The sequence below is a fragment of the Ruegeria sp. AI2 genome (assembly GCF_056541275.1).
The window spans coordinates 79,282-105,278 of record NZ_JBQFYB010000006.1; the positions used below are offsets into that span (position 1 = coordinate 79,282).

At 57.2% G+C, this 25,997-nt stretch carries 25 protein-coding genes; 8 read left to right on the forward strand and 17 right to left on the reverse strand.

Features of this window, described 5'->3' with window-relative positions:
* Positions 1 to 3: 3 nt before the first annotated feature.
* From fliE to ACR0LL_RS12790, 3 genes are read right to left on the reverse strand one after another with little or no spacing between them, the layout of a single operon-like run.
* On the reverse strand, positions 4 to 294 hold the full coding sequence (gene fliE / locus ACR0LL_RS12780; RefSeq protein WP_480483912.1) for a flagellar hook-basal body complex protein FliE: 291 nt from the start codon (positions 292 to 294) through the stop codon (positions 4 to 6).
* 11 nt (positions 295 to 305) lie between these two features.
* A complete protein-coding gene (gene flgC, locus ACR0LL_RS12785) occupies positions 306 to 692 on the reverse strand; it encodes a flagellar basal body rod protein FlgC (protein WP_480587260.1) in 387 nt (128 codons plus the stop codon).
* Between the two features lie 12 nt (positions 693 to 704).
* The gene (locus ACR0LL_RS12790; RefSeq protein ID WP_480587263.1) at positions 705 to 1,091 is read right to left on the reverse strand and encodes a FlgB family protein; all 387 of its coding nucleotides are present in this window, start codon (positions 1,089 to 1,091) and stop codon (positions 705 to 707) included.
* 132 nt (positions 1,092 to 1,223) lie between these two features.
* On the opposite strand from ACR0LL_RS12790, the gene ACR0LL_RS12795 reads away from it, so the two are divergent.
* The 6 genes from ACR0LL_RS12795 (at position 1,224) to ACR0LL_RS12820 (ending at position 8,417) form a co-directional block, all read left to right on the forward strand.
* A complete protein-coding gene (locus ACR0LL_RS12795) occupies positions 1,224 to 2,516 on the forward strand; it encodes a FliI/YscN family ATPase (protein ID WP_480587435.1) in 1,293 nt (430 codons plus the stop codon).
* Positions 2,517 to 2,604: 88 nt separating this feature from the next.
* Positions 2,605 to 3,444 (forward strand): flagellar motor protein MotB, encoded by an 840-nt coding sequence (locus tag ACR0LL_RS12800; RefSeq protein WP_480587266.1) that lies wholly within the window; start codon positions 2,605 to 2,607, stop codon positions 3,442 to 3,444.
* Between the two features lie 91 nt (positions 3,445 to 3,535).
* Entirely contained in the window at positions 3,536 to 4,831 is a 1,296-nt protein-coding gene (locus ACR0LL_RS12805) for a flagellar hook protein FlgE (protein WP_480587269.1), read from the forward strand.
* A gap of 33 nt (positions 4,832 to 4,864) precedes the next feature.
* The gene (gene flgK, locus ACR0LL_RS12810) at positions 4,865 to 6,316 is read left to right on the forward strand and encodes a flagellar hook-associated protein FlgK (RefSeq protein ID WP_480587272.1); all 1,452 of its coding nucleotides are present in this window, start codon (positions 4,865 to 4,867) and stop codon (positions 6,314 to 6,316) included.
* A gap of 2 nt (positions 6,317 to 6,318) precedes the next feature.
* Positions 6,319 to 7,326 (forward strand): flagellin, encoded by a 1,008-nt coding sequence (locus ACR0LL_RS12815; protein ID WP_480587274.1) that lies wholly within the window; start codon positions 6,319 to 6,321, stop codon positions 7,324 to 7,326.
* The gene (locus ACR0LL_RS12820; protein WP_267365189.1) at positions 7,323 to 8,417 is read left to right on the forward strand and encodes a flagellar basal body P-ring protein FlgI; all 1,095 of its coding nucleotides are present in this window, start codon (positions 7,323 to 7,325) and stop codon (positions 8,415 to 8,417) included. Before ACR0LL_RS12815 ends, ACR0LL_RS12820 begins: the two co-directional genes overlap by 4 nt.
* 53 nt (positions 8,418 to 8,470) lie before the next feature.
* On the opposite strand, the gene ACR0LL_RS12825 is transcribed toward ACR0LL_RS12820, so the two are convergent.
* The 7 genes from ACR0LL_RS12825 to ACR0LL_RS12855 form a co-directional block, all read right to left on the reverse strand.
* Positions 8,471 to 9,115, reverse strand: coding sequence for a DUF1523 family protein (locus ACR0LL_RS12825; protein ID WP_480587277.1), 645 nt, complete (start codon positions 9,113 to 9,115; stop codon positions 8,471 to 8,473).
* Between the two features lie 10 nt (positions 9,116 to 9,125).
* Complete coding sequence (locus ACR0LL_RS12830) at positions 9,126 to 9,392, reverse strand: hypothetical protein (RefSeq protein WP_480483903.1); 267 nt, start codon at positions 9,390 to 9,392, stop codon at positions 9,126 to 9,128.
* A 1-nt stretch (position 9,393) separates the two neighbouring features.
* On the reverse strand, positions 9,394 to 10,731 hold the full coding sequence (locus ACR0LL_RS12835) for a DUF6638 family protein (RefSeq protein WP_480587279.1): 1,338 nt from the start codon (positions 10,729 to 10,731) through the stop codon (positions 9,394 to 9,396).
* Positions 10,728 to 11,504, reverse strand: a complete 777-nt coding sequence (locus ACR0LL_RS12840; protein WP_480520049.1) for a hypothetical protein — start codon at positions 11,502 to 11,504, stop codon at positions 10,728 to 10,730. Before ACR0LL_RS12840 ends, ACR0LL_RS12835 begins: the two co-directional genes overlap by 4 nt.
* A complete protein-coding gene (locus ACR0LL_RS12845; protein ID WP_480587281.1) occupies positions 11,501 to 13,432 on the reverse strand; it encodes an AAA family ATPase in 1,932 nt (643 codons plus the stop codon). Before ACR0LL_RS12845 ends, ACR0LL_RS12840 begins: the two co-directional genes overlap by 4 nt.
* Positions 13,433 to 13,487: 55 nt before the next feature.
* Complete coding sequence (locus ACR0LL_RS12850; RefSeq protein ID WP_480587283.1) at positions 13,488 to 14,606, reverse strand: hypothetical protein; 1,119 nt, start codon at positions 14,604 to 14,606, stop codon at positions 13,488 to 13,490.
* A 270-nt stretch (positions 14,607 to 14,876) separates the two neighbouring features.
* Positions 14,877 to 15,956, reverse strand: a complete 1,080-nt coding sequence (locus tag ACR0LL_RS12855; protein WP_480587286.1) for a hypothetical protein — start codon at positions 15,954 to 15,956, stop codon at positions 14,877 to 14,879.
* Positions 15,957 to 16,242: 286 nt separating this feature from the next.
* On the opposite strand from ACR0LL_RS12855, the gene ACR0LL_RS12860 reads away from it, so the two are divergent.
* A complete protein-coding gene (locus tag ACR0LL_RS12860; RefSeq protein ID WP_480587288.1) occupies positions 16,243 to 17,718 on the forward strand; it encodes an NAD-dependent succinate-semialdehyde dehydrogenase in 1,476 nt (491 codons plus the stop codon).
* Between the two features lie 169 nt (positions 17,719 to 17,887).
* On the opposite strand, the gene ACR0LL_RS12865 is transcribed toward ACR0LL_RS12860, so the two are convergent.
* The 7 genes from ACR0LL_RS12865 to ACR0LL_RS12895 all read right to left on the reverse strand — a co-directional run bounded on the left by ACR0LL_RS12865 (position 17,888) and on the right by ACR0LL_RS12895 (position 25,206).
* Positions 17,888 to 18,814, reverse strand: coding sequence for a DMT family transporter (locus ACR0LL_RS12865; RefSeq protein ID WP_480587291.1), 927 nt, complete (start codon positions 18,812 to 18,814; stop codon positions 17,888 to 17,890).
* 170 nt (positions 18,815 to 18,984) lie between these two features.
* Entirely contained in the window at positions 18,985 to 19,452 is a 468-nt protein-coding gene (locus ACR0LL_RS12870; RefSeq protein WP_480587294.1) for an Hsp20 family protein, read from the reverse strand.
* A 122-nt stretch (positions 19,453 to 19,574) separates the two neighbouring features.
* Positions 19,575 to 20,390 carry a trypsin-like serine peptidase gene (locus ACR0LL_RS12875; protein ID WP_480587296.1) on the reverse strand — a complete coding sequence of 272 codons (816 nt, stop codon included), beginning with the start codon at positions 20,388 to 20,390 and terminating at the stop codon, positions 19,575 to 19,577.
* Entirely contained in the window at positions 20,387 to 21,178 is a 792-nt protein-coding gene (locus ACR0LL_RS12880) for a trypsin-like serine peptidase (protein ID WP_480587299.1), read from the reverse strand. The genes ACR0LL_RS12875 and ACR0LL_RS12880 overlap by 4 nt, the downstream gene beginning before the upstream one ends.
* A 120-nt stretch (positions 21,179 to 21,298) precedes the next feature.
* The gene (gene glcF, locus ACR0LL_RS12885) at positions 21,299 to 22,612 is read right to left on the reverse strand and encodes a glycolate oxidase subunit GlcF (RefSeq protein ID WP_480587302.1); all 1,314 of its coding nucleotides are present in this window, start codon (positions 22,610 to 22,612) and stop codon (positions 21,299 to 21,301) included.
* Between the two features lie 4 nt (positions 22,613 to 22,616).
* Positions 22,617 to 23,717 (reverse strand): FAD-binding protein, encoded by a 1,101-nt coding sequence (locus ACR0LL_RS12890; protein WP_480587304.1) that lies wholly within the window; start codon positions 23,715 to 23,717, stop codon positions 22,617 to 22,619.
* Between the two features lie 49 nt (positions 23,718 to 23,766).
* The gene (locus ACR0LL_RS12895) at positions 23,767 to 25,206 is read right to left on the reverse strand and encodes an FAD-linked oxidase C-terminal domain-containing protein (RefSeq protein ID WP_480587307.1); all 1,440 of its coding nucleotides are present in this window, start codon (positions 25,204 to 25,206) and stop codon (positions 23,767 to 23,769) included.
* An 80-nt stretch (positions 25,207 to 25,286) separates the two neighbouring features.
* Between ACR0LL_RS12895 and ACR0LL_RS12900 the strand changes: the two genes are divergently transcribed.
* A complete protein-coding gene (locus ACR0LL_RS12900; protein ID WP_480587437.1) occupies positions 25,287 to 25,997 on the forward strand; it encodes a DUF599 domain-containing protein in 711 nt (236 codons plus the stop codon).

The following is a 25,997-nucleotide window of genomic DNA, read 5'->3' on the forward strand; positions in this document are numbered from 1 at the left end:
GGGTCAGACCGGCATTCTTAGGATTTCCTGATAGGCTTCGACCACTTTGTTGCGGACGATCACTGCGGTTTCTACCGCCAGTTCGGTCTGGGCCAGCGCCTGAACCAGTGCATGGGGATCAGCCTGACCGACCATCGCAGACTGAGACATCTGTTCGCTGTGTCTGAGCGTGGCTGCAAAGTCCTGAAAGGTCGCCCTCAATCCTTGTGCCGCCCCGCCATGATCGGGATCGGCCTGTGTGGCAGAGCGTGCGCCGGCATAATTCTGCGCGGCGTTGAGTGATCGGATATCCATTCTGGCAGTCCTTATTTTCTGAGCAATTCCATCAGCGACGACGACATCTGCCGCGTCTGATCAAACATCTTTAGGTTGGCCTCATAACTGCGCTGGGCTTCCCGGGCGTCCGCGATTTCAATCATCAAATCGACGTTTGAGCCTTGGTAGTGACCACTTTCATCTGCCAACGGATGACCGGGGTCGTAGATGCGGCTCAGCGAACGCTGGTCAAGCGTCACACGGCCAGCCTGCACCATGTCCCCACCGGTTTTCTGCACGGTTTCAAACGGTACGGTTTTGCGTCGATAGCCGGGCGTGTCCGCGTTCGAGATGTTTTCGGACACATGCCGCAACCGCGCGGATTGCGCGCGCAAAGCACTGGCTGACGCAGTAAGGGAATGGGAAAAATCGCTCATACCTGTCGCCCCTTATCCGCGACCCAAACTGGTGCGCAGAATGTCCATTGAGGATTTGTAGATCGCCAGCGCTCGGTCGTGCTGTCGTTTGACCTCGACCGATTTAAGCATCTCTTCCTCAAGCGACACACCATTGCCATTGGGATCACCTGATGGGACAGCTTCAACCTCAGCCCAGTTTTGCGCACCCATACGGCCGTGCAGATGGCCCGGCCGCGTGGCGTCCATGGTCACGTCATGCCCGGTGGTTTCGAAAGCTTTCTGAAAGGCCTCGATATCGCGCGGCTGATAGCCCGGCGTATCGGCATTCGCCATGTTGCGTGCAATGACCGCCTGCCGTTGCCCGGCATGGGTTGCCATTGCGTACGCTGTCTTAAAGACGTTCAGGTCATAGAACATCGGGGCTTCTCCCTCGATCAATTTCAATCAAGGCTTAACCCCGATTCCTTTAGAAACCGTTTTCAGAACTCAGTTGGAGACTCCACGATGTCTGATCTCGACCCGGTACTTCTGAAACACGAATTCGACAGGATGACCGCAGTTCGTCATGTGGGACTGGTTACCGGCGTCGCGCAGGGTCTGATCGAAATCGGTGGTTTGTACACGCATGCCCGGGTCGGGGATTTGCTGACATTGCGGCGGCGCGTCGGGTCCGATCTTGCGGGCGAGGTGCTTCATGTCGGTTCTGGCCATATCAAAATGCTCCCCAATGCGGCCCCCGATGGGGTCAGCCTAGGGGATCGCGTCTACCTTGACCCATCACCGGATTTTGCACCGGGATTGCACTGGCTTGGACGGGTAATCGACCCCTTTGGCAGGCCCTTGGATGGAAAACCGTTGCTGAGCGGATCGCAGACGCGCGATATCATGCAGGCCCCTCCACCGGCCGTGGCACGCAAACCATTGGGGCAGAGGATGGCCACCGGCTTGTCGGTTCTCAACACTGTGTTGCCCGTCGTACGCGGGCAGCGGGTGGGGTTGTTCGCCGGTTCGGGTGTTGGAAAATCGACCCTGCTTTCCACACTGGCCCGGTCCATGCAGTCCGATGTCGTCGTAGTCGCTCTGATCGGCGAGCGCGGACGCGAGCTGAATGAATTTGTCGCGCAGGCCATTGGCCCCGAAGCCATGAAACGCACAATCGTGGTGGCCGCCACCTCTGACCAGTCGGCATTGGCGCGCAGGCGGTGTGCCTGGTCGGCCATGTCGACAGCCGAGTATCTGCGGGATCTGGGTCTGAACGTTCTCTTTCTGGCTGATTCCGTGACCCGCTTCGCCGAGGCGCATCGTGAAATCGCTGTTTCTATGGGGGAATCCCCGTCTTTGCGGGGATATCCACCCTCTGTCACCCCCCTGATCGCCAGTCTTTGCGAACGCGCAGGTCCCGGAACGCAGGAACAGGGGGATATTACCGCGGTATTCAGCGTTTTGGTGGCCGGCTCGGACATGGATGAACCCATCGCTGACATTCTGCGCGGCGTTTTGGACGGGCACATTGTACTCAGCCGCGACATCGCCGAACGAGGGCGTTTCCCGGCCATTGACGTCAGCAGATCTGTGTCGCGGAGCCTGCCGGGAGCCGCATCCGAGGCCGAGAACCAGATGATCACAGAAACCCGAAAACTCGTGGGCAGTTACGAGCAGTCCGAAGTGATGATCAAGGCCGGGCTGTACGCCGAAGGGTCTGATCCGCTGCTGGATCAGGCCGTTCGCGTTCACGAGGAATTGGACGCCTTTTTTGCCAAACCGGAAGCTGAGGGAATCGAAAACAGCTTTAACCGTTTGTCATTGATACTGCGCCGTGCATCGATCAGCTTGCCACGCTAGGCAGAATTCCAAACAGTTTTAAGTATTAAGGCCACCTTAAGACCTGCGCTGCTAGGCAAAAAGTCGGGTGATAATATAGGTGGTGGAGATGGGTGCGCAGACCAATGCGGCGCCAATCATCATCAAGAAGAAGCGTGTGTCGGGTGGTGATGGTCACCACGGCGGTGCGTGGAAAGTTGCATATGCCGACTTTGTCACGGCCATGATGGCCTTCTTCATGTTGATGTGGCTGCTGAACGCGACAACTGAACAGCAACGCAAAGGGTTGGCGGATTACTTCGCCCCGACAATCCCCCTGAGCCCCGAATCCGGCGGTGGAGACGGTGCCTTTGGCGGCGACAGTATGTTGTCGGAAAAAACATTGCTGCGGGATGGTGCCGGGGCCAGCACCAAACACGCAACTGAATCCCGTCAGGCACGCGGGTCAACCGGTTTGGATGCCATCGGTGGTGGCAAAGGTGACACCGAAGACTTCTCGACGCTTGAAGCTCAGCTTTTGGGGCGAACCGGTGAAAGCGAGGTGTCGGATAAGCTTCTCAGGCATATCGTGACACGCGTCACCGACGAAGGATTCGTTGTTGAGCTATTCGATACGGACACCCAGCCACTGTTCGACCCCGGTTCCGGGAAACCAACCGGGATCTTGCGGGCGCTTGCTTTGATCATAGCGCGTTCTTCGGATCTCGTGACCAACCCGATTGCTGTCACAGGCCATGTCAGCGCATCTCCTGTTGTGCAGGTTCGCAATACCGTCTGGGAACTGTCCACTGCCCGGGCGCAATCAGTCCGCCAGCTGTTACAGGACAAAGGCGTAGCGGCAAGCCGGATGGATCGCGTCACAGGTCATGCTGACCGAAAACTCTTCACCGACAATCCGATGGCGGTTCGGAACAACAGAATCGAAGTGATATTTCTACGTCGACCCTAAAGGATAGAACGCATTTTACCTGTTAGCGCGCTGTTAAGGGGCAGCGCGTTACCTGTTGCATCGAAGCTTGACGCAACAGAAGGGCGCGCCAATGACAATTTCCTCTTCGCTGAATGCCGGTGTGGCGGCGTTGAAGGCCAACGCCAACAGGCTGGCAACGATTTCCGACAACATCGCAAACTCTTCGACCTACGGATACAAACGAGTGGAAACTGACTTTCATTCGATGGTCACGTCTGGCCAGGGTGGCAGTTACTCGGCAGGGGGCGTGCGCACGACCAGCCAGCGCATGATTGATCAGCGCGGATCACTGGTGACCACCAGCAACTCTACCGATCTTGCAGTGCGCGGACGCGGCATGTTGCCGGTGCGATCCAGCACGCAGGTCGGCGCGAATTCGAACGAGATGTTGCTGACGACCACGGGTTCCTTCCGGACCAACGACGAAGGATACCTGGTGACCGAATCCGGCCTTGTTCTTTTGGGATGGCGTGCTGCGGCAGACGGGTCCATCCCGCCCGTTCCACGCGACACGCCCGCCTCGCTTGAACCAATTCAGTTGAGCGTCAATCAGTTGTCCGGTGCACCGACGACAAAGATGAACCTGCGTATGAACCTTCCCGCAACGGCAACAGATGCGGGTGCGCCGGGCGACACACAGCCATTATCGGTCGAGTATTTCGACAATCTCGGGAAATCCGAAAGTATTGATATTCAGCTGATCCCGACCGTTCCCGCAACTGGCAGCAGCAATGAATGGACCATGGTTCTGCGCGATTCAGCATCCGGTGGTGCGATTATCGGGGAATACACTTTGACCTTTACCGACAATCGAACGGCTGGTGGCACGCTGGCCAGCGTCATTCCTGTATCCGGTGGCGCTTACGATCCGGTAACCGGCAGTGTCATGGTCAATGTCGCTGGCGGCCCGATGGAGGTCAGTATCGGACTGATCGGCGATTCCGATGGCATTACTCAGCTGTCCGATACCTTCGCGCCAGTTTCGATCACGCGGGACGGCTCTGCCGTTGGTACGATGACCAGCGTTCAGGTCGATGAAAGTGGCTATGTCTATGCATTCTACGATACCGGCGTCAGCCGCCGAATGTTCCAGATCCCGCTGGCCGATGTTCCTAACCCCAATGGCCTGACGGCACTGGACAGTCAAACCTACGCGCCATCCCGCGAAAGCGGCACGTTCTTTCTGTGGAACGCGGGCGAAGGCCCAACCGGTGATATCGTTTCCTTCGCACGCGAAGAATCCACCACGGATGTGGCAACCGAGCTGACATCCCTGATCCAGACACAACGCGCCTATTCATCCAGCGCCACGGTGATCCAGACGGTGGACGAGATGCTTCAGGAAACGACCAACTTGAAGCGCTGATCCAGGCACTGATCAAAGGAAAGGAGCGGCCTCATGAATATGTCGACGGCACTCAATAACGCATTGGGCGGGCTGACAGCGGCCAGTCGCGGGGCCGCTGTGGTGTCGGGGAATATCGCGAATGCCCTGACACCGGGCTATGCGCGCAGGTCCCTTGAACTGGCGACAAGCCCCATATCTGGCAATGGCGTGCGTACGGTTGGGGTGATCCGGCATCAGGACCCGGTTCTGACGGCCAACAGACGGTCGTCAGACGCCGAGCTTGCCTTTCAATCCGCCATTTCGGATTTCCGTTCACGGTTCGAAAACCTTGTAGGAACAGCAGACGGCACGCCATCCCTTGCCAGCCGCATGTCTGCCTTGGATAACAGCTTCATCACCGCAGCCAGTCTCCCCGACTCGATCGAAAGGCTTGATCAAGTGGCGCGCGCGGCGCGCGATCTTACGGCAGAGCTTAACGCGGCTTCTGAGGGTGTGCGACAGGCACGCTCGGACGCGGACCGCAAGATAGGCGCTCAGATCGAAAGCCTGAACCTGGTTCTGAAAGATATCGAAGTTCTGAACGCAAAGATTCCGGCCATTCAAAATTCCGGCGGCGATATCGGGGCCTTGCTGGATCAACGGCAAGTCCTGATCGATCAGGTCAATACTTTGATCCCGATCAACGTTGTGCCACGTGCCAACGATCAGGTATCCCTCTATTCAGACGGCGGGTTGATACTTCTTGAAGGTAAGGCGTCCGAGTTCACCTTTTCCACGACCGGTGAGACGAAACCCCACATGACGGTTGCAAATGGTCTGCTGTCCGGATTGGCTATGAACGGCAATCCTGTACGCACCAGCGGGGACACTGCGCAAATCCGCGGTGGCGCGTTGATGGCCCAGTTTTCAATTCGCGATGAATTGGCGGTTGAGGCGCAGCTGCAGCTTGATACCGTTGCCCGCGATCTTATCGAACGATTTGAAACGCCGGGCTTGGATCCCACGGCACTTGCGACAGATTCCGGTCTGTTCACAGACAACGGAAATCGGTTCGACCCGACAACCTTTGTCGGGCTGTCATCGCGCATTTTGGTGAATTCGGTTGCGGACCCCGACAACGGCGGGAACAGCTGGAAGCTCCGCGCCGGGCTGGGTGCCGCAACGCCGGGCGATCCCGGACAAGCGTCGCAACTGCGTGCTTTCGGTGCCATTCTGAATGATGCGCGCACCGTACCTGGCGGGCTGTTTGGCACTGGAAACATGCGCGCCGCCGAGTTGACCGAGGCGCTTATGTCGAAAGCCGGGGCGCAATCCCACGCTGCAGAGCAGCGGAAGGTTTTTGCCAGCAACAGCCAACAACAAATGTCACAGATTGAGGCCGAACAAGGCGTCGATACGGATCAGGAATTACAGCGCCTCATGCAGATCGAACAGACATACGCAGCAAACGCGCGTGTCATTTCGGTCGTCGATGAGCTTATGGAAACGCTTCTGAGGTTATGAGCATGAACTTGACTGCTATCGGCGATCTGGCGCGCGGTATGACCCTTCGCACCCGCGCCACTGAAATCAAAACACAGATTGAAACCCTCTCTTACGAGATGTCCACCGGCAAAGTGCAGGATATATCTGGTCGGCTTGGCGGAGATTACTCTCAAATCCTGGATCTGGACCGCTCGCTTGCCAGGCTCGACGCCTTTGGCATCGCCACAGCCGAAGCGGCCCTGTTCACGGATGCCATGCAGTTGAGCCTGAAGACATTTGGAGATTCGGTTGGCGAAATGACCGCGTCTCTGTTGGCCTACGGAACGGCCAATCAGCCGGTAAATCATGCGCAGGCGTCAGATCATGCCAGGAATGAGCTCGACACGATGGTATCGGCGCTCAACACGCGAGTTGGTGGGCGCAGTCTGTTTTCGGGTACAGCCACGGATGTCTCGCCACTGCCCTCGACTGACACGCTGTTGGCCGCGTTGAAGACACAACTGACGGGGGCTGTGACCGTCGCCGACATACGCTTGGCTGCCGACACATGGTTCAATAGCCCTGCCGGGTTTGACGCCATGATTTATCAGGGTGCGAGCACCACACTCTCTCCTATGCAGATCTCGGAAAATGAAAGCGTTACGCTGCCACTCACGGCAACCGACCCGGCATTCAAGGCGGCCCTAAGGGATGTTGCAATAGCGGCATTAGCCACCGACAATACGTTGGCTCTTTCTTCCGACCAGCGCACCGCCCTGTTCACCCAGCTGGGTGTCGATCTGGCGAAAGCACAGGATGCCACGGTAAACCTGCGGGCCCAGGTCGGCAGCGCCGAGGCCCGCATCGAACAGGCCGCCACGCGAAATTCGATGGCCCGAACCAGTCTGGAATTCAGCCGGAACGAACTGATCGCGGCCGATCCTTATGAAACAGCCGCGAAATTGCAAACGGTGCAGTTTCAGTTGGAAAGTCTCTATTCGGTAACCGTTGGCAATGCGAACCTTTCGCTGGTGAATTTCCTGAGATGAGGGCGCTGATACTTCTCCTGATCCTTGTTCCCGGTATGGCCTGGGCGGGGGCAATCCGCCTCAAGGACCTTGTCGATTTCGACGGTGTACGGGGTAATGATCTTGTGGGTTATGGCCTGGTTGTCGGTTTGAACGGAACCGGCGACGGATTGCGCAACTCCCCTTTCACCGAAGAGATCATGTCCAACATCCTGGAGCGTTTGGGTGTCAACGTAACGGGCGAGGATTTCCGGCCCAAGAATGTGGCAGCGGTTTTGGTGACAGCCAGTCTGCCGCCTTTCGCCAGAGTCGGCGGCCAAATTGATGTAACGGTTTCGGCGATAGGCGATTCAAACAGTCTGTTGGGTGGGACACTGGTTATGACCCCGCTAAACGCAGCAGACGGGCAAATCTATGCGGTTGCACAAGGCACAATCCTTGCAGGTGGCGTTTCCGCTGAAGGAGAGGCTGCGTCGATCGTGCGCGGGGTGCCAACCTCGGGTGTAATCCCGTCCGGCGCGCGTGTTGAGCGTGAAATTGAGTTCGACTTGTCAACTTTAACCCAAATGCGCCTTGCGTTGAGAGAACCCGATTTCACCACGGCAGCGCGTATCGAATTCGCCATAAACACCGAGTTCAACAGAGCTGTGGCAATCATGCGCGATTCAGGCACGGTTGAACTCAACATTGCTGCAACTCAGGCAGTGTCGACGGCCCATGCCATTGGGCGTATCGAGAATATTCTGGTCGAGCCGGAAGCAAAGGCGCGTGTGGTGGTCGATCAGCGGTCTGGCACCATCGTAATGGGGCAGGAAGTCCGGATATCGCGTGTGGCTGTCTCTCAGGGTAATCTGACCCTGACGGTTCAGGAAGCACCGATTGCCGTGCAACCCAATCCGTTTGCCAGGGGCGAAACAGTGGTCGTTCCGCGCACTATTGCAGGGATCGAAGAGGAAGAAGGAACCGGCCTTGCCGAAATCCCCGAAGCTACGACCCTGTCCGAGGTTGTCGCAGGCCTGAACGCGCTGGGGGTATCACCCCAGGATATGATCGATATCTTGAAAACCATCAAAGCGGCGGGCGCTTTGCACGCAGAATTTGTTGTCAGGTAGCCGATATCTTTGGTCCAACGGGTGTGCCACAAACACGCCCGTGACGTTAAGGCCTATTTCGATTTCCAGCTGTCCAGCCAGCGCTGAAATCTGTTTCGGCGTTCTTCAATCGCGTCTCCGGCCGCATAAAAGCCGTCTTCCACATTCTCGATCATCGGATCAATTCGGGCCTTTCGGAACCTGCGCCAGCGCACCCAAACCGCCCAGACCAGCGCGGCGAAAATTGTCAGGAAAATGATGTTGAACCAGGGAATAACCTGCACATCCGGCCCGTCCACATGTTTGATGAAAATGGCGTTGGGAAAGATCGACATGAACTCGTTGCGCCACCCGTAATGGGTCACGACCACCCATTTCGGGTTTTCCTTGGTCGATTTCGCATCATTGGCTTCGGTGTAAAGGTTCGCCGTGTCGAACTTGAAGTAGGGTGGCCACCCCCACCCGGTATCTTCGTTTCGGTACACGATCGGCTTGCCATTTTCGCGCACAGCCTGAATGAATTGCACATCCCGGTTGGACAGGCTGGTGGATTGGTCTTCGGGTTCGGACCAGAAAATCCGTGTCCAATCGTTCAGATCCTGCCGCTCTTCGTAGGTGTTTACGATACGCACAACATCATGTTGCGGCAGCGAGTATTGCAGGACCGCCGCGATCGTTCCCCAGAAGATGATGATGAACGCCCATTTCACGTAGGCCATGCCTAAACCCTCACATGTAATTCACGATGTAGATCAGCGCGCCAATCGCCACCCATGGCACAATATAGACACCCAGGATCAGTTTGCGCCGGAACGAATTGTCATACACATGCAATCCGCGTTCGACAAAAGCGTCCTTGTTGCCTGTCTTGCCCTTCTCATCCCACCAGCTTTCCAGTTTGCGACGGCGTATCCCGCGCGAGTAGAAAGACAGCGCGACATAGGCGATCGACTGGATCACCAACAAGATCAGCAAAAGGCGCAATAACCCGAACATTTCAGCCTTTCCTTACCGAACCCCACGGACCGACCCGCGCGATTATGTCATCGCTGACCCGGTCTTCTCCGCTCATATCCGGCTCATGGCCGAACAGCGCGGCACGGGCCCCTTGCTTGTCCACCTGATACTCGCGCGCGAGGAAGTCGGCAACATAGGCTTTCTTGCTCTCGGGCCATCTGGAATAGGTGCTATAGAACAGCTCTTTGTGGCAAATGAACATCTGGCGCGGGTCCAGCGGGGCCAGTTCGGCCAGCAGCATGTTCACCAGATCACGGTTCGGCGTGTCAGCGGCGCGCAAAGTGTAGAAATAAGCCGGATGATCGGACGTGATACGCGGCCACGGCCCCCCGTCGCTTGCCCAACGCAAAAGTTGCGCAAGGCCGTGATAAGCTTCGGGCAAGCGATCCGAGTGATTGCGCGCCAACCGCCGCATGTCGCTTCGGTCCAGTCCGGTAAGGTCGACATCTGCATCCGCCGCCGCATCGACAGTCAGGAAATCCATCTTCTGTTGCAGGATTGCGGCGGCATCCACGCCGCGCGCCTTGACGATGGGTTCGACCAGATCATTGTAATCCAGAAACTTTGCAATCTGGTTTCGCTGCAACGGGTCAAAGGTGTATTTGATCGGCAGGTCGTCCGGTTTGTCGCCCATACAGATGGCCGCAGGGTGATCCACATCCGGAAACAGATAGAGCCCGCCGAAATGCGCCGTCCAGAAGTTGCGTTGTTCAAAATCCGTGTGGCGCAGATGGACGGGGTTGCGCGTGACGTCGCCGGTTTCCTTGGCGGTCTCGATCATCCTGGCGATCAGCACATCGTCGAACCAGGCGTCCTCGGCGGTTTTGAACTGTTCGACCATGCCCGCCAGCTGCTGCGCCTTGCGCAAGGTGCCGCCTGCGGTGTCGGCCTCAATCTCAATTTTACGCAGATTAAACAAATCACGGGGACTGCTGAGCTTGAAGACCGAGTTCACCAACTCTCCGGCCACAGCATCTGTGGCGGTCAGGGCAAACAACTGCGCCTCGTTCATGTCGATGAATTCGCGCAGAATATCGCGCGAGGTCGAGAATTTGACGTTCAGCAACGGTGCGCGTTTCTGCTCGGTCGTCAGCAGGATAAACTGCCGGTTGACCCCGTTGGGGTTAAGGTAGAGCTCGTCCTCCAGCTCAATCCCCACCTCCGGCGAACAACCCGAGATATCGACATGGAAATCCGAAAGCTGTGTGGTCTTGCCCGCCAGATGCTGCAGCGCGCGGTTATACCGCTCGACTAAGGCCGGGCTGGAGATGTGGACGAGGTTGCCAAACATCAGGCCTTTTTCGATGAGGCGGATCATGCTCTTTTCTCTCTAAGGAAAATCGGCGCAAATGACTTATTCAAGTCACCGACCACATCACCTTCCGGCCAGTACATCTGATTTCGCTTTATTCGACTTGTCGCACTGTCCGGCAAAACCAAAAACACGAACTCTGCACAGATGTTTTTTAGCCACTTTACGGCAGACAGCGTCCAGTCCATCCAAGTCTCAAAGGGATTGGTGTCATCATTTTCGCCTTTTGGTAGCGTTCCTACGCGGAATCGTTCATCAAAAACCACCCGTTCACCCGCGAGGGCGAAGGAGTTACCTTCCGTCTTATGAATAAAGAACGTGAGATCTAGGTCATCTTCCAAGCTAGAAACACTTTTTCGCGCAGCGGTCAGCGAGTAGTGGTTAGTGCATTCGCTCCGTAGGGTACGAGCGATGCGATAGCCATCATCGCTTTGCAGTTTTTGGAACTGGTCAAGACTATTGGTCGAAAAGTTCTTAATGATTAGATCATCGGTCTTATTCCACTTTTGCTTTCCCTTCAAAAGCTCAACAACTTCAAAGAGTTTCGCGGAAAGAGTCCTAGCTAAAAACATCTTTGTGCTGAGTGAAACCAGATAAGCAGGTTTTGGGTCGGAGATTTCGCGGGCATTCAATGAATACAATCTGAGAAGCGTGTTCACCTCATTGTAAGCGCAAAGAAGAAGAGACATGAATGCTGCCTGATCAGCAGGCACACCTTTAAGGTGCCGCCCCTCGATCAGCATTTCATCGAAACGGAGAAACCCTTTTACTTCCGTCACCCCTTCCCCTCCAGAAACCGCCGCTTGGCCTCTTCCATCCGGCCCATCTCACGCACCGCGTTTTCGATGGCGACCTCGTCGCTCTTGTCGGCATAGCGGAATTCGCTGTCGGCGTAGCGGTTGATCTCCTGCATCACCATTTCCACCGTGATCGGCTGGCGCAGGTCCTCGATCATCGCCTTCTTGGTATCGTAGTCGCGGAACAGGAACAGGTCGGGGTTCTCCATCCATTCGTCGGGCAGTTCGAAATCCATCGCGCGGACCTTGACCGCGTCGGTGATGTTCTTAATCGCGCGGCCGGTGAACCGCTCATCCGCTTGCTGGATCGCCTTGAGGTAGGTGCCCAGTTTGGCGATCGTGTCCATCTGACCGATATCGCCGGACACCCGGTCATAGACCTGCAGCAAAGCGTCCTCATGCGGGCGGGAGTGGCTTTCGAAACTGGCGGCGACGGCCTTCTTGATTTCCTGCGCGGCATAGGCCTCGTGTTCGCCCAGTGGAATGTCGTGATTGCGGCCCATCAACAGGTGCAGGATGTCGATGTAATCCTCACGCGTTTGCGGCCCGTCCACCAGAAACCGCGCGCCCGCCCGCTGGCGCAGGGCGTCGTCCACATTCTCGGGGTAGTTCGAAAACATGCCAAAGGTGCAATTGCCGCGCACGACGGTGTTGGCACCGGCAAAGCTCTCCATCAGAACGGCGGTGATTTCCAACTGCCCGGCTGACGACTGCCGGTCACCGCGCTTACCCGCCAGCTGGTCGATATCGTCGATGGTGCCAAAGCCGATGACCGAGGGGTCGATGATCGTGTTGATAAACGCCTTTGCGTTCTGGCCGGATTTGCCCTGATAGCTGTCGATATTGTCGGTGCTCAGGTTCTGATAGCGGAACGGATAGCCTGCGTTCTGGCAATACTCGTTGATCAGCCCGGCCATCATCTGGATCAGCGTGGTCTTACCGGTGCCCGGCTTTCCGTCACCCATGAAGGTAAAAATGAACCCGCCAAGTTCCGCAAACGGGTTCAGGCGGCGGTCGAAATCATAGGCCATCACCATCTTGGCCAGCTTCATCGCCTGATATTTGGCGATATGGTTGCCGACCACTTCGTTCGGCTTCTTGAACGTCATGGTCAAGGTGGTGGATTTGGCCTTGGAGGCCGGCTCGAACCCCCGGATCGTCAGATCGTCGGCTTCTATATGCCAGGCTGCGTTCTGGAACGGGGCCAGGTAACCTGCGGACGCTGCGCGCAGGGCTGACTTCTCCATCAGTTGCTCGGCATAGGCACTGGTGGCGGCGATCAGATGGGCATCGTCCGAGGCGTATTTGGCCAGCGTCTGGTCCAGTTCCCACAACGCGCCGTGCAGGGCGAGCTGGCCGTTGTCTGTCAGGACCTCTTCGATCTCACCAATATCAACCGTGGTCTCACCCAGATGCGAGGATAACAGATAAGCCAGCGCATTGCCGAACGTGTGTAACGTGATCAGCGCTTCGGCTGTCAGAACCTCTGAAAACTCGGTCTTCCGCGCGGCAGGCAGATCCCCGGCAAGGTTTGCGCGTTTCAGATCGGCAAGTGGGGTCTGTTCCGCATAAGTATCGGCCACGGCCAAAGCGATTGCGATGGCGCGGCGGATCGCCTGTTGTGCAGTTGCCTGCGGCGGCGAAACCAAGGCGTCACCATCGTCCGAGGCTTCGATCCGTTCAACCAGATGCACCCCGTCTGCGCGCACGGTCCGGCGTGTCACCAACCCCGGTGTCGTCGAGCGAAACCGCCGACCAGTCGAAACACCTGGTGAGCGTTCAACGGTAGATTCCACGGCTTTGGCGATCCGCGGCGCGTGTTCGAACCCGTTCAGCAAAGCGGTTGCTGCCGGATAATGCTTGCGAATGTCGTCTTCGCGCAATTCCATCTGATCTGACGTCAAACTCATCTCAAAAACCGCCCTTGCTTCATCTTTTCAAAAATACTCTCGCCGAAGGCGAAAATTAGTACCTCAATACCTGCCCGGCATTGCTGACGACGAACTTGCGCACATCGGCAAAGCCCGGCGGGTTACGTTCAGCCAGCACCTGAAACGGGCGCTGCGGCAGGATGATCGAGCGTTGGGTGCGGGTGGTCCCGGTCTCGGCCCCCTGCCCGCCGAAAGGATCCAGCGCAAAGACCTCGCGCTCGACAGTTGAAAACCAGCCCGCGCGCTCCTCGATGACCTCTTCGCTGTGCAGCTCTTCGGTGGTCCAGGCCAGCGCCCAATCCTGACCTTGCGGCGATTGCGCATCCTCCAACACCTGCCGCAAAGGGCCGGATTGTTCGGTATAGGCCGAGGAATACATCGGCCCCACATGGATTCGACGCAGGTGTTTGGGATGCAGGTCATCGAAATCCTGATCAAAGCCCTTGGCGATGGTCACCAGTTTCAGCCCGCCCAAGGATTGCGCCATCAGATGGGCCTGCACTTCGGGCCAGCGGCGTTGGTCCTTGGGCAGGGCGGTTTTGCCTGTGTCCTCCAGCTGCATCAGATATATGACGGGCAAGTTGACCTGACTGTCATAGACCGCCCAGTGGACCATGAACTTGCGCCGTTCGCCCTCATTCCCGATCCAGTGACATTCGGGATCGTTGCGCGCCCAGAACAACTGACCCTTAAGCAACTCTTCGTAATAGAGCCTTTGCGACAGCGCAAACTGCAGCTTGGTTGGAATTTCCCGGTCGCCAATGATCGTGCGGACCATGTCGGTTTTCAGGTCATCTTCCGAGGGCATATTCGCCAAATGCACCTGCGCCTGTTGCGCGTCATTGGCCATGGTCAGCAACTCGGCAGCCACCGGAAACCCGCTGTCGCGCTTGTCCATGGCGAGGCTGCCAAAGAACCGCCCCGTATCGCGCCCAACCAGCAGGTATTTCATGCTAAGCGCGCGAAAGGTGTAGAGCAGCCCCGAGAGGTAGCGCGACACGATCCGCACCTCTTGCTTGCTAATCGCGCCCTCGGCCTCCATCGTCGCCGCCACGCGCAACAGGTGGACGGTGATCACCTCGAATTTGCGGAAATACCGGCGCGAGGCGAAAGTGTCGGTCAGGCCAACATGGTCTTTGGTGGGGTTACTCATTGGCAGATTTATTACACCCGTTTGTGCGGCATTGCTGAAACCGCCAAGGCAAAAGAAGAACTTCCGAGATTAGATACAATCCGAAAATCATCAGCCCGAAGATTATGCTCCCAGGCCCAATGTAAACGGCGAGGAAACCTAACAGTTTATATACTCCACCTTCCGCATTCACCCTGTCGAAAAGAAGAGTGAGACCATATATCGGGATCGGCCAAATCACGAGAAAGAGGCCAATCCCAAGCAACATACGGTCTTTTCGGTTGAACCACCTCATCCGCCATACAAATTCTTATCATGCTTCTCGACAATCGAGGCAAACCGGCGGGCAAAGCGTTCATCCGCCTTGGCCTTTTTCTCCAGCACGTCGCGAGCAAAGACCATGTGGTCCTCGTGTGCCTCAAGCATGTCGGCCATCTTCTGGTTGGTCGCGGTGCCGATGGCGGCCATCGCCGTCTGCGCCTCTTGGTCCGTCTGCACGCCGATCTCGTTGATGCGGTGGGCCACGTCCTGCTGCTGCGCGGTTTTCAGCGATTTTGTCAGGGCGTCATACAGCACCACGCGTTGTTGCGTGTCTGTCTGCAGCTTGTTGATCAGCACCATCTGCGTCGCCGCCTGGTTCTGGAGTGAATCGACCCAGGTCTTACCCTTTTCGATATAACGCTCCAGCGTCTGAGACTTGGCCAACTTGACCTGCTCTTCCTGAACCTTGGCGTTGTATTGCTTGTTCAGCTCGGCCAGCTGAGTTTCCAGCTGGGTGCGCGCGGCGGCGTCCTGTTCAACACTGATCTTGTTTTCCAGCGTGATAATCGCCGGGTCCATGCCCTGGATCTCGGCCCGCAGTGCTTCCAGTTCGGCCACGGTTGCCTCGCGATCGTCCAGCGTGCCTGTCAGGTTATCCTCGACCTTTACACGTTGCTCTTCCAGCACGGTCAGCTGCCCCTGCAGCAGCTTGACGATCACATCGGATTTGGCGATCAGGTCCTGCAATTTGTCGTCGATATTGGCCGTTCGCATCCGCTCTTGCCGGAGCGACTCGGATTTTCCCTTGGAAAAGATGCCAACAAACGACTCCCACCCGGTTTTCGAGCGCATGTCGTCGAAATCCTTGGAAAACGCGTTGGTAACATCGTCCAGACCCATGATCAGCTCGGCGATGTTGGCGTTCATCACCTCGGTGTGGGCGTGAACATCCTCAAGCGTGGCATTTTCGATGTCGATATCGGCCTCGGCCGTTCCAATCTTGGCCCGCGCCGCTTCGATCCGCGAGGTCAGCCCCTCAATCTGCGACTGGCTTTCGCGCACTTTCGTTTGCGTTTCTTTGATAAGCGCTTCGAATTGCTGGTTCGACATCTCTGCTGTCCTTTTTTTCTTTAATTACCCAATAAGATAGGAAATGTTACGGTCATTTACATCCCCTTGAGTCCAAAAATCACGCAAACTCTGGCAAACTTGGGGTGGAAAGGAAAGCCACGTGATCGCAACCTGACGTAGAACTCAACGCTGCGGCTATGCTGCAACGATTGGGTCTGAAAATAATTTGATCAAATCTGGGCTGATCGACCCGCATCGGTGGACATAGACAAAGCCCTCAACACCTGATTGGGTGCGGCAACTCAACTTCTGCGCGGAGAATGACATGCTGGACGCAACGACCGATCTGAAATCAATTCTGAAGAATCCTGACTTGCTTGTAACCAAAGCCTATATCGGTGGTCAGTGGGTGGATGGTGACAACGGAACTTTCGACGTGACTAACCCGGCCCGGGGCGATGTGGTGGCCAAAGTGGCCGATGTCAGCCGGGCGCAAGTCGCCGGAGCAATTGCACAGGCCGAAGCCGCGCAAAAGGAATGGGCCAAGTTGACCGGCAAGGAACGAGCGGTGATCCTGCGGCGCTGGTTCGACCTGATGATGGAGAACGCCGAAGATCTGGGCAAGATCCTGACCGCGGAGCAGGGCAAACCACTGGCTGAGGCCATCGGAGAAATCGGCTATGGTGCCTCCTTCATCGAATTTTTCGGGGAAGAAGCCAAGCGGGTGTATGGCGAGACCATCCCCGGGCATCAGCGCGACAAACGGATCATGGTGCTGAAACAGCCCATTGGTGTGGCGGCTTCGATCACACCCTGGAACTTTCCCAACGCCATGATCACTCGCAAGGCAGGACCTGCGCTGGCGGCGGGGTGTGCTTTTGTTGCCCGCCCGGCGGCAGAAACGCCACTTTCCGCGCTGGTTCTGGCGCTTCTGGCGGAACAAGCCGGCGTGCCAGCTGGTGTGTTCAACGTGGTGCCTTCTTCCCAGGCCAGCGAGATCGGCAAGGAGTTCTGCGAAAACCCCGGTGTACGCAAGCTGACCTTTACCGGCTCGACCGAGGTGGGGCGCATCCTGCTGCGGCAAGCTGCTGATCAGGTCATGAAATGCTCGATGGAACTGGGCGGCAATGCACCCTTTATCGTGTTTGATGACGCGGATCTGGATGCTGCAGTCGAAGGCGCGATGCTGTGCAAATTCCGCAATAACGGCCAGACCTGTGTCTGTGCCAACCGCATCTATGTACAGGCCGGTGTTTACGACGCGTTCGCTGCCAAACTGAAAGCGGCGGTCGAAGCCTTGAAAATCGGCGACGGTCTGGCCGAGGGCACCACAACCGGCCCGCTGATCAATGCCGATGCGGTCGCCAAGGTGGAAGAGCATATCAAGGATGTCACGGACAAGGGCGGCGCCGTTCTGACCGGCGGCTTGCCTCACGATCTGGGCGGTACGTTCTTTCAGCCGACCATCGTGACCGGAGTGACTCAGGACATGATGGTGGCGCAGGACGAAACCTTTGGCCCGCTGGCCCCGCTGTTCAAGTTCGAGGATGAAGATGACGTGATCGCAATGGCGAATGACACAATCTTTGGCCTGGCCTCGTATTTCTATGCAAAAGATCTGAGCCGCGTCTACAAAGTGGCCGAAGCGCTGGAATATGGCATTGTCGGCGTGAACACCGGCATCATCTCGACCGAGTTGGGCCCGTTCGGCGGCGTCAAGCAATCCGGTCTGGGTCGCGAAGGCAGCCACCACGGCATGGAAGACTATCTTGAGATGAAATACGTCTGCATGTCGGTCTGATCTGGCGGCCATCGCCTTGGGGCGGTGGCCATTCTGCCCACAGGCGAGGCGTTGTTCCGGTCAAACGGGCCGGTGACGGCTGGGCAATGACCTTATTTCACCAAGCATGAATTCCCTGCGGGCAAGCTTCGCGGGGAGTTTTCGTATAGGGCCCGATCCGATCCCAAACTTAGGTCTTTTCGTCTTTCGCTATCACGGTCGTTACGGTGCGCGTCACCCGACTTCTGGTGATTGCAATCGCCCCTATGACCAAGGCACAGGCTATGGCTTGCGCAGTTGTGATCGCTTCTCCAAACGCGAAGAACCCGACTGCAAACATCGTGGGCAATTCAATGCTTCCGACAACCGCAGTTTGAGAAGCTCCGATCAGCGGCGAACAGATCGTGTAAACAAGCTGCGGCACAAGCGCCGTGACCAACCCAATTCCAATGATCAGAACCCATTCGGACTGACCTTCAGGAAACAGCGTGGAAACGTCTGCATTCAGCATCAAAGGCAAAAGCCCAAGAACCGATCCCAGAGACACCGAGGCGATACGTGCAAGTGGCGCAATTCGTGACAACCTGTGGACCAGAACAGAAATCCCGAAGCCAAAACCAAATGGCGCCGCCAGAGAGATTAGAAGCGTAGGAATGTGCTCGACCGGAACGGATGCTGGCGAGCCTGCTATGATGGCAGCCAGAATGATGAGACCAGACGCAAGAAACGCGCGCCTTGTGGGTGTATCGGCGAACAAGACCCACGCAATGATCAACGTGAAAACCGGATATGTCATATAGAGCACACCCACCGTCGATGCGGGCAGTGTCTTTAGGGCTGTGACATATCCGATCCAGCCAAGCCCCATCACCACTCCGACCGCAAGACCCCAACAAATCTCGCGCCAGGCTGTTCGATGTACGACGAGAACTGGCAGTAACAAAACCGCCGGAACGATGTAGCGGTAGAATGCGACGGCGAAAGGTGCGACGCCCTGCTCGGTCAATCCCCTGCTGAAATAGGGAACAAGCCCGAAACAGACTGATGCGAAAAGTACGCCGACAACCGCAAGCGATTGGGGAATAGCTGGTCTGGTCTGCGTGTATGCCGTCGACATCTGCAAATTCTAGCACAGGTTCACGACGAGTGTAGCCGAGTTTACCGGGCCCACGCTTTGATGTGCAAAGGCGCTTTCATCAAAGAACAACGCCCCGCGTCTGGAGGAACGCGGGGCGCGGGTGTTGCGGCAGTCCGGGAGGAGGAGACTGCCGCTAGGCTTTCAAAGCCTCAGTTCACGGCCTTGGCGTCAACCACATCTTTTTCGATGGCTTTGGCCGAGGTAATTTCGACCCGGCGCGGTTTCAGGGCCTCGGGCACTTCGCGCTTCAGGTCGATGTTCAGCATTCCGTTTTCATGGCTTGCGCCGGTGACACGGACGTGATCGGCCAGCGCAAAACGACGCTCGAACGCGCGGGTTGCGATGCCGCGATGCAGATAGCTGCGGCTCTTGTCCTCGGATGCCTTCTTACCGGCAACAACCAGCGAGTTTTCTTTCACTTCAACGGACAGGTCGCTTTCCGAAAAACCGGCGACGGCCACCGAGATACGGTACGTGTCGACATCGGTTTTTTCGATGTTGTAGGGCGGATAGCTTGGCTGTGCCACATCATTGGTCAGAACGCGATCCATCATGTCGGCGATCTGGTCAAAGCCAATGGTGGCGCGGTGCAGCGGTGCAAAATCAAACGTACGCATGTGTCATATCCTCAGTCTTGAGCGATTCACGATCTGGCCCTCCGGCTGGACGGACCAATGTTGATGACGGACCCCGTTGTGGCGATCCGATATCAGTGACATGGGAAGCGATTTGACCGAGTTCAACCCCCGCCGGAGCTGATGAATTTCGCACCAGACCCGGACGTGCCGGACCCAGCCTGTAACCGGCGGATCGTAGCCGTTGGTTTTGGCGCATCGCGCCGCATGATAGACTTGAGTTCGGCCACTATCTCGTCAAGCTCCATGCCGAACCCCACCTTTCTGCGACCGTTCGTGCCTACCGCTGAAACCACGGACAAAACCTGCCAACGCGAACCGTTTTTTGCCAGAATGGCGGATCCGGAAGACCCAAAGGTGACGTCGCAATCAAAAGTGATCAGGCCCTGCCTGCGATCCAATACGCGGCATGACCTTTCCCGCGTGATCGCCTCGGATCGTCCGCGCCCATACGAGGCTACGCTGATCTCGTTTCCCGAAACTCGCCCGCTGTGCAACACGAAAGGATCGGCAATCGAATACGGGATGGGCTCATTCAGCCGCATCAGGGCGACATCCATCCGAACGCTTTCGTGCGAAAGCGGGTTATTTGAAGCGTAGCCGGGCAGAACGGCAATTTGCGTAATCTGACGCTCGGCCAACGCGCTGCCGTTGCTCAGACCCGCACGAAACGTGATGTCTTCGGGTGCGTATGTTTCCCCGGTACGGCGGTCCACAGCACAATGGGCAGCGGTCAGCACCATGTCCTGCGCGATCAGCGTACCTGTGCAATAGGACTCTTCGCGCACATCCAGCCGCCCGATTGCTTCCCAACCATAAAGGTCGTCCCGGTCTGTCAGCTTGCGTTTGTTGGCTTGCGCATGGGATGCGGTCGCCAGAACACTCAGGCCCAAAAGCAGACTTAGAAAGACCTTGGTCATGGCCGGATAAACCTTGCACCGACGTTCTTGCCCGTCCCTGAACCGGAGGTCGACAATCCAAATCCGTGCCCGGCAGACAGCTCGTCGCGCAGCAATTGCAGCGTATGTTCAACCGCAGTCCCGATCGCAACGCTCTGGCCATCCATGCTGGCCTTTGCCGCCACAACCGACACGATCTGAGGGCGTGCGCCTGTAAAGGAAAAAACCGGTGCTCCTGAAGATCCGAAGTCGACGTCGCAGGACATGATCATAACGCCTGCCTGCCGGTTCATGACCGAACAAACCTGTTGCAACGATGGCGCTTCTGACCGGTCATGTGCATAAGACACCACGCCTACTTCCGCACCCCGGCGCGGCTGATCTCCTGATTCAAACGGAATGACCGATGTGTTGCGGATCGGCTGCCAAAGCTCGATCAGGGCGACATCCGCGCCGACACGGTCCGTCGACGACTCGGCACTGAATTGATAATCCGGGTGAATTACAGCTTGTCTTGCCGTTCGATAAGCCAAAGCGCGGCCCAGCCGCCACCCGGCCAGAAATTCGATATCGGACGGGTTCACCCGCTGCCCGGACACCTTGTCGAACAGGCAGTGCGCCGCTGTCAGCACAAGGGTCGGCGACACAAGCGTTCCGGTGCAAAACCCTTTTCCGGCAATATCCAGACGCCCGACAGCCATCCATTCGCGCCCGGAATCCGAGGTCTCCAGGCTTTCCAGCCTGGTGTCCTGTGCTGTAGCCGCCATCGGCAAAGCACAAAGAACAATCGCCTTAATCCATTTGCGCACTCGGGTCTCCGGGGACTCACTCTGAAGCTTTTGTCCTACGTGTCACGTTGGGCAAAAATAGGGCGATCGGTGTTCAGGTGAATTTCCTGAGGAAATGATGCGGGGCGGCATCAGAGTGGCTTATCGCAAAATTGGAACAGAACCTCCTGCCCCCTGCAACGCGGGTGGTTTCGGCCCCCCTGTTGCCCAATCCAGCAACTCGACCGTATGAACGACTGGCACTTGGGTGCCGGACCCGATTTGCATCATGCAACCGATATTGCCTGCTGCGATGATATCAGGTTTCTTGACTTCAAGTGTCCTGATTTTACGCTGCTTCAACTGACCCGAGATTTCCGGCTGCATCAGGTTGTAAGTCCCTGCGCTACCGCAGCACAAATGGCTGTCGGCGGGCTCGACCACTTTGAACCCAGCACGTTTCAGCAGGTCTTTGGGATAGGTCTTGATCTTCTGCCCATGCTGCAGCGAACAGGCTGCGTGATACGCAACTGTAAGGTCCTGATCACGCCCTTCGGGTAGACTCAGCTTCATAACCAGCTCACTGATATCCATCGCGATACCCGAGACCCGCGCAGCATCGACCGAGAGCGCGTCGTTCCGGAATATATGCCCGTAATCCTTGACCGTCGTCCCACAGCCCGAGGTGTTGATCACGATGGCGTCCAATCCGTCGCCGTCCATCTCGCGAATCCAGGCCCTGATATTGGCGATTGCGGCTGCGTGGCTGTCTTTCACCTTGCCCATGTGATGGGTCAGCGCTCCACAACATCCAGCACCCTCAGCCACCACAACCTCACATCCCAGCCGGGTCAGCAGACGGATCGTGGCGTCATTAATGTCAGTATTCAGCGCTTTCTGAGCGCAGCCCGTCATCAGGGCCACCCGCATTTTCCGCTCGCCTTCGGGCGCAAAGCTTTGAGGGTCATCGTTACGGCTGACCGGCGGAATGTTCTTGGGCGCCATGTCCAGCATGGCACGCAAACGGGCATCTGGCATCAAAAACCGGAACGGGCGACCCAGTTTCGCCCCGATCAGCGCCCAGCGAAAGCGCATCGGATAGGGCAGGATCTGTGCCAGGACCCAACGCAAAATACGATCCGCCAAGGGGCGTTTGTAATTCGCCTCTATATATTCACGCGCGTGATCGACCAGATGCATATAGTGCACACCTGATGGGCAAGTGGTCATGCAAGCCAGGCAGGACAGGCACCGGTCGATATGCTTGACCGTCTTTTCGTCGGGCTGCCGCTCGTTTTCGAGCATATCCTTGATCAGATAGATGCGCCCGCGCGGACTGTCCAACTCGTCGCCAAGAACCTGATAGGTCGGACAAGTCGCCGTGCAGAATCCGCAATGGACGCAATTTCGCAGAATTTCGTTCGCGCGCTTGGTTGCCGGGTCTTGCAGCTGCCGTTCTGAGAATGATGTCTGCATAAACCTATCCCATCAGCCCCGGATTAAACAATCCACGTGGGTCAAACTTAGCGCGCAACCCCTTTGTCAGGCTCGAGACGGCCGCGTTCTCCGGTTGAAAACGCCCCAGTCGCGCGACTGTTTCTGCATCCGCTCGTACAAGTGTCGCGTGGCCGGAAAACACACCTAGACGCGCGCGCAGATCCGTACCTTTCGGGACGCGCAGCCAGACAAGCCCGCCGCCCCAGTCAAAAAGCAACTGATCCGCTTCGGCACGCGCTGAAACTTCGGCCGCATCTCCGGGTTTTACTGAAAGCCGCCAGACATCCCCGTCCTGCCCCTGAAACGGATGAGCATCGCGGATATCAGCCCAAAGCGTGTCTGCATCCGCTTCCTCTGAAATCTCTCCAAACCGGGACAGTTCAGCCGCCAACCTGCCTGTGCGATATGCGACCGCGTCCGTGAAGCCTTCGACCCTAAGCAGGGCTTTCCCGGCGTGAGGATCATACGCGGCCCCCGTTACTTCGAACGGCGATCTCAGTGCGGCGGACAGAACCCGAACCGCAGTTCCAGCATCCCGGACCCCAACAGATAATGTTGCCACCCGTTCCGGTTTTGGAAGCACCTTCAGCGAAACTTCGGTCAAAACTCCTAAAGTACCCCACGACCCGCCCATCAATTTGACCAGATCGTACCCGGTGACGTTCTTCATCACGCGGCCACCGTTCTTGATCACCTGCCCGCGCCCATCGACATAGCGTACCCCCAGCAGAAAATCCCGGCAGGCTCCGGCCTGAATCCGTCGCGGGCCCGAAATATTGGCGGCGACAACGCCGCCAATGGTCGGTTCACCCTGTGTTCCCAGCAATCCGCGATGATCCATCGGCTCAAACGCCAGGTGCTGGCCCTCTGCTTCCAGCGCCGCCGTGATCTCGGCCAAGGGCGTCCCTGCCCCTGCAACAAGGGTCAGCGCCCCGGGTTCATATAGCGTAATACCGCGCAAAGCTCCGGTTTCGATTTCCGCATACGGGCTGGCAATTCCACGCGTCCCGCCACCGACAACGCGTACAGGGTTTTCTAACCCGGCCACCAGCTTTGCCAGATCGGCCTCAGTCTCAGGTCTCATCGGCTTCATCTTTTCCAAAATACTCCGGGGGCAAGGGGGCAGCGCCCCCTTATTCTGCAGCCATACGCCGCGGCTCCGACACGTCGAGCGGAAACACTTTGGCCGCGTTCAGCAGCCATTTGGGATCGAAAACGTCCTTAACCGCCATCTGCGCCTCAAGGTCGGCAGGTGAATATTGATGAGACATCAGATCCCGCTTTTCGATCCCCACACCATGTTCCCCAGTCAGACAGCCGCCCTCGTCAACACACAGCTTCAGAATCTCTGCCCCAAAAGCTTCGCATTTTTCCAGATCGCCGGGTTTGTTGGCATCGAACAAGATCAGCGGATGCATATTTCCGTCGCCCGCGTGGAACACATTTCCGACCGGCAACCCAAACTCCTCACTCAATTCTCCGATACGACGCAGAACGGTTGGTAGGGCTGACACCGGGATCGTGCCATCCAGACACATGTAATCGTTCAATTGTCCCATGGCACCGAATGCAGATTTCCGACCCAACCAGATCTTGGCGCTTTCCTCGGCCGTCTGGCTTTCGCGCAATTCAACCGGGTCATGGCGTTTCGCTATCTCGATGATTTTCGAAAGCTGAAAATCTATTTCAGCGTCAGACCCCTCCACTTCGACGATCAGCAGCGCGTTGCAATCGGGATACCCGGCATGGGCAAAGTTTTCGCAGGCCCTGATGCACAATGTATCCATGAACTCGATCGCGACCGGCAATATGCCCGATTGGATGATGTCCGAGACACACTGCCCCGCAACCTCATTGTCATTGAAACCCATCAGGACCGGTCGTGCGCCCTCGGGCTTGCGAAGAATACGCAGCGTGGCCTCGGTCACCACACCCAGTTGACCTTCGGACCCACAGATGACGCCTAACAGGTCCAGACCTGGTGCATCCAGATGCGCACCACCGATTTCGACAACGCTGCCGTCCATCATGACCATGGTCACGCCCAACAGGTTGTTTGTTGTTACCCCATATTTGAGGCAATGCGCTCCGCCCGAGTTCATCGCGATATTGCCAGCAATGGCACAGGCCAGCTGTGAAGACGGATCGGGGGCGTAGAAGAAATCCTTTTCCTCGACCGCACCGGTAACGCTTAGATTGGTGCGACCCGTCTTTACTTTGATGAAGCGGTTGTCATAGTCGATTTCCAACACCTCATTCATCCGTGCGACGCCCAGAATGACGCAATCCGCCGTCGGCAAGGCTCCACCGGCCAGTGAAGTTCCCGCCCCGCGCGGCACCACAGGCACGTTTTCGTCATGACAAATGCGCAGAACATCCGAAACCTGCTGTGTGCTTGACGGCAGCACGGCCAGCATTGGCGGGCATTTATAGGCCGTCAAAGCGTCACACTCGTAAGCGCGGGTTTCGGAGGGGTCATGGATGATCGCATCTTCGGGCAGAACCCGCGACAGCCGCGCAACAAGCGCAGATTTCCGGCTCAGAACATCCGGGCTTGGCTTTGGCATCTCCATGGCATTCCTCCTTTTGGTAAAATTATATTACCAATTTATCGCACTGGCAAGTTCCCATGCCCGGCCTTACTGTCGCGGCCATGACCTGGATCGAACGTGCCGCTCTTTTTGCCCCTCTAGACTACGCATCATTGCTTTTGCTGCTGGTTGCGTGGCTGTGGATCGGGTGGAAAATCGAACATCCATCACCGCAGAGGCAATCCGTAGCCCTTATGATGGACGATTACCGGCGCGACTGGATGCGCGAGATGGTGACCCGCCAACCGCGCATGTTCGACGCGCAAGTCGTGGCGGCCATGCGGCAGGGCAGTACATTCTTCGCGTCGACCACGATGATTGCCATCGGGGGCGGGCTGGCCTTGCTGGGCAACACCGAAAGGCTGGCAGGCGTCGCAATCGACCTCGCCATCGGCAGTGTCCCGGCAATGGTCTGGGAGATCAAAATCCTTTTCGTCGTATTGCTGCTGGCCAACGCATTTCTGAAATATGTCTGGGCGCACCGCCTTTTCGGATACTGCGCCGTGTTGATGGCTGCAGTTCCCAATGACCCCGAAGACCCGCAAACCTATCCCCGCGCCGGTCAGGCGGCTGAGATCTGTGTCACCGCCGCGCGCAGCTTCAACCGCGGTCTGCGCGCAACCTATTTTGCACTGGCGTCGTTGGCATGGTTTCTTGGACCTGTCGCGCTCATTTTGGGTACAGCGGTCACGTTTGGCGTCTTGTATCGGCGCGAGTTCGCCTCACACTCCCGGGAAATACTGATGGCCCGAGCCGCTAGCACGGATACGTGA

Excerpts from the sequence above, each read along its gene's own strand:
- ACR0LL_RS12825 (WP_480587277.1), bottom strand. The coding sequence starts at position 9,115 with ATGGCCTACGTGAAATGGGCGTTCATCATCATCTTCTGGGGAACGATC.
- ACR0LL_RS12870 (WP_480587294.1), bottom strand. The coding sequence starts at position 19,452 with ATGCGTACGTTTGATTTTGCACCGCTGCACCGCGCCACCATTGGCTTT.
- flgC (WP_480587260.1), bottom strand. The coding sequence starts at position 692 with ATGAGCGATTTTTCCCATTCCCTTACTGCGTCAGCCAGTGCTTTGCGC.
- ACR0LL_RS12855 (WP_480587286.1), bottom strand. The coding sequence starts at position 15,956 with ATGTCGAACCAGCAATTCGAAGCGCTTATCAAAGAAACGCAAACGAAA.
- ACR0LL_RS12875 (WP_480587296.1), bottom strand. The coding sequence starts at position 20,390 with ATGACCAAGGTCTTTCTAAGTCTGCTTTTGGGCCTGAGTGTTCTGGCG.
- ACR0LL_RS12795 (WP_480587435.1), top strand. The coding sequence starts at position 1,224 with ATGACCGCAGTTCGTCATGTGGGACTGGTTACCGGCGTCGCGCAGGGT.
- fliE (WP_480483912.1), bottom strand. The coding sequence starts at position 294 with ATGGATATCCGATCACTCAACGCCGCGCAGAATTATGCCGGCGCACGC.
- ACR0LL_RS12820 (WP_267365189.1), top strand. The coding sequence starts at position 7,323 with ATGAGGGCGCTGATACTTCTCCTGATCCTTGTTCCCGGTATGGCCTGG.
- ACR0LL_RS12835 (WP_480587279.1), bottom strand. The coding sequence starts at position 10,731 with ATGATCCGCCTCATCGAAAAAGGCCTGATGTTTGGCAACCTCGTCCAC.
- ACR0LL_RS12860 (WP_480587288.1), top strand. The coding sequence starts at position 16,243 with ATGCTGGACGCAACGACCGATCTGAAATCAATTCTGAAGAATCCTGAC.
- ACR0LL_RS12850 (WP_480587283.1), bottom strand. The coding sequence starts at position 14,606 with ATGAGTAACCCCACCAAAGACCATGTTGGCCTGACCGACACTTTCGCC.
- glcF (WP_480587302.1), bottom strand. The coding sequence starts at position 22,612 with ATGCAGACATCATTCTCAGAACGGCAGCTGCAAGACCCGGCAACCAAG.
- ACR0LL_RS12805 (WP_480587269.1), top strand. The coding sequence starts at position 3,536 with ATGACAATTTCCTCTTCGCTGAATGCCGGTGTGGCGGCGTTGAAGGCC.
- ACR0LL_RS12800 (WP_480587266.1), top strand. The coding sequence starts at position 2,605 with ATGGGTGCGCAGACCAATGCGGCGCCAATCATCATCAAGAAGAAGCGT.
- ACR0LL_RS12830 (WP_480483903.1), bottom strand. The coding sequence starts at position 9,392 with ATGTTCGGGTTATTGCGCCTTTTGCTGATCTTGTTGGTGATCCAGTCG.
- ACR0LL_RS12815 (WP_480587274.1), top strand. The coding sequence starts at position 6,319 with ATGAACTTGACTGCTATCGGCGATCTGGCGCGCGGTATGACCCTTCGC.
- ACR0LL_RS12900 (WP_480587437.1), top strand. The coding sequence starts at position 25,287 with ATGACCTGGATCGAACGTGCCGCTCTTTTTGCCCCTCTAGACTACGCA.
- ACR0LL_RS12890 (WP_480587304.1), bottom strand. The coding sequence starts at position 23,717 with ATGAGACCTGAGACTGAGGCCGATCTGGCAAAGCTGGTGGCCGGGTTA.
- flgK (WP_480587272.1), top strand. The coding sequence starts at position 4,865 with ATGAATATGTCGACGGCACTCAATAACGCATTGGGCGGGCTGACAGCG.
- ACR0LL_RS12790 (WP_480587263.1), bottom strand. The coding sequence starts at position 1,091 with ATGTTCTATGACCTGAACGTCTTTAAGACAGCGTACGCAATGGCAACC.
- ACR0LL_RS12865 (WP_480587291.1), bottom strand. The coding sequence starts at position 18,814 with ATGTCGACGGCATACACGCAGACCAGACCAGCTATTCCCCAATCGCTT.
- ACR0LL_RS12895 (WP_480587307.1), bottom strand. The coding sequence starts at position 25,206 with ATGGAGATGCCAAAGCCAAGCCCGGATGTTCTGAGCCGGAAATCTGCG.
- ACR0LL_RS12845 (WP_480587281.1), bottom strand. The coding sequence starts at position 13,432 with ATGAGTTTGACGTCAGATCAGATGGAATTGCGCGAAGACGACATTCGC.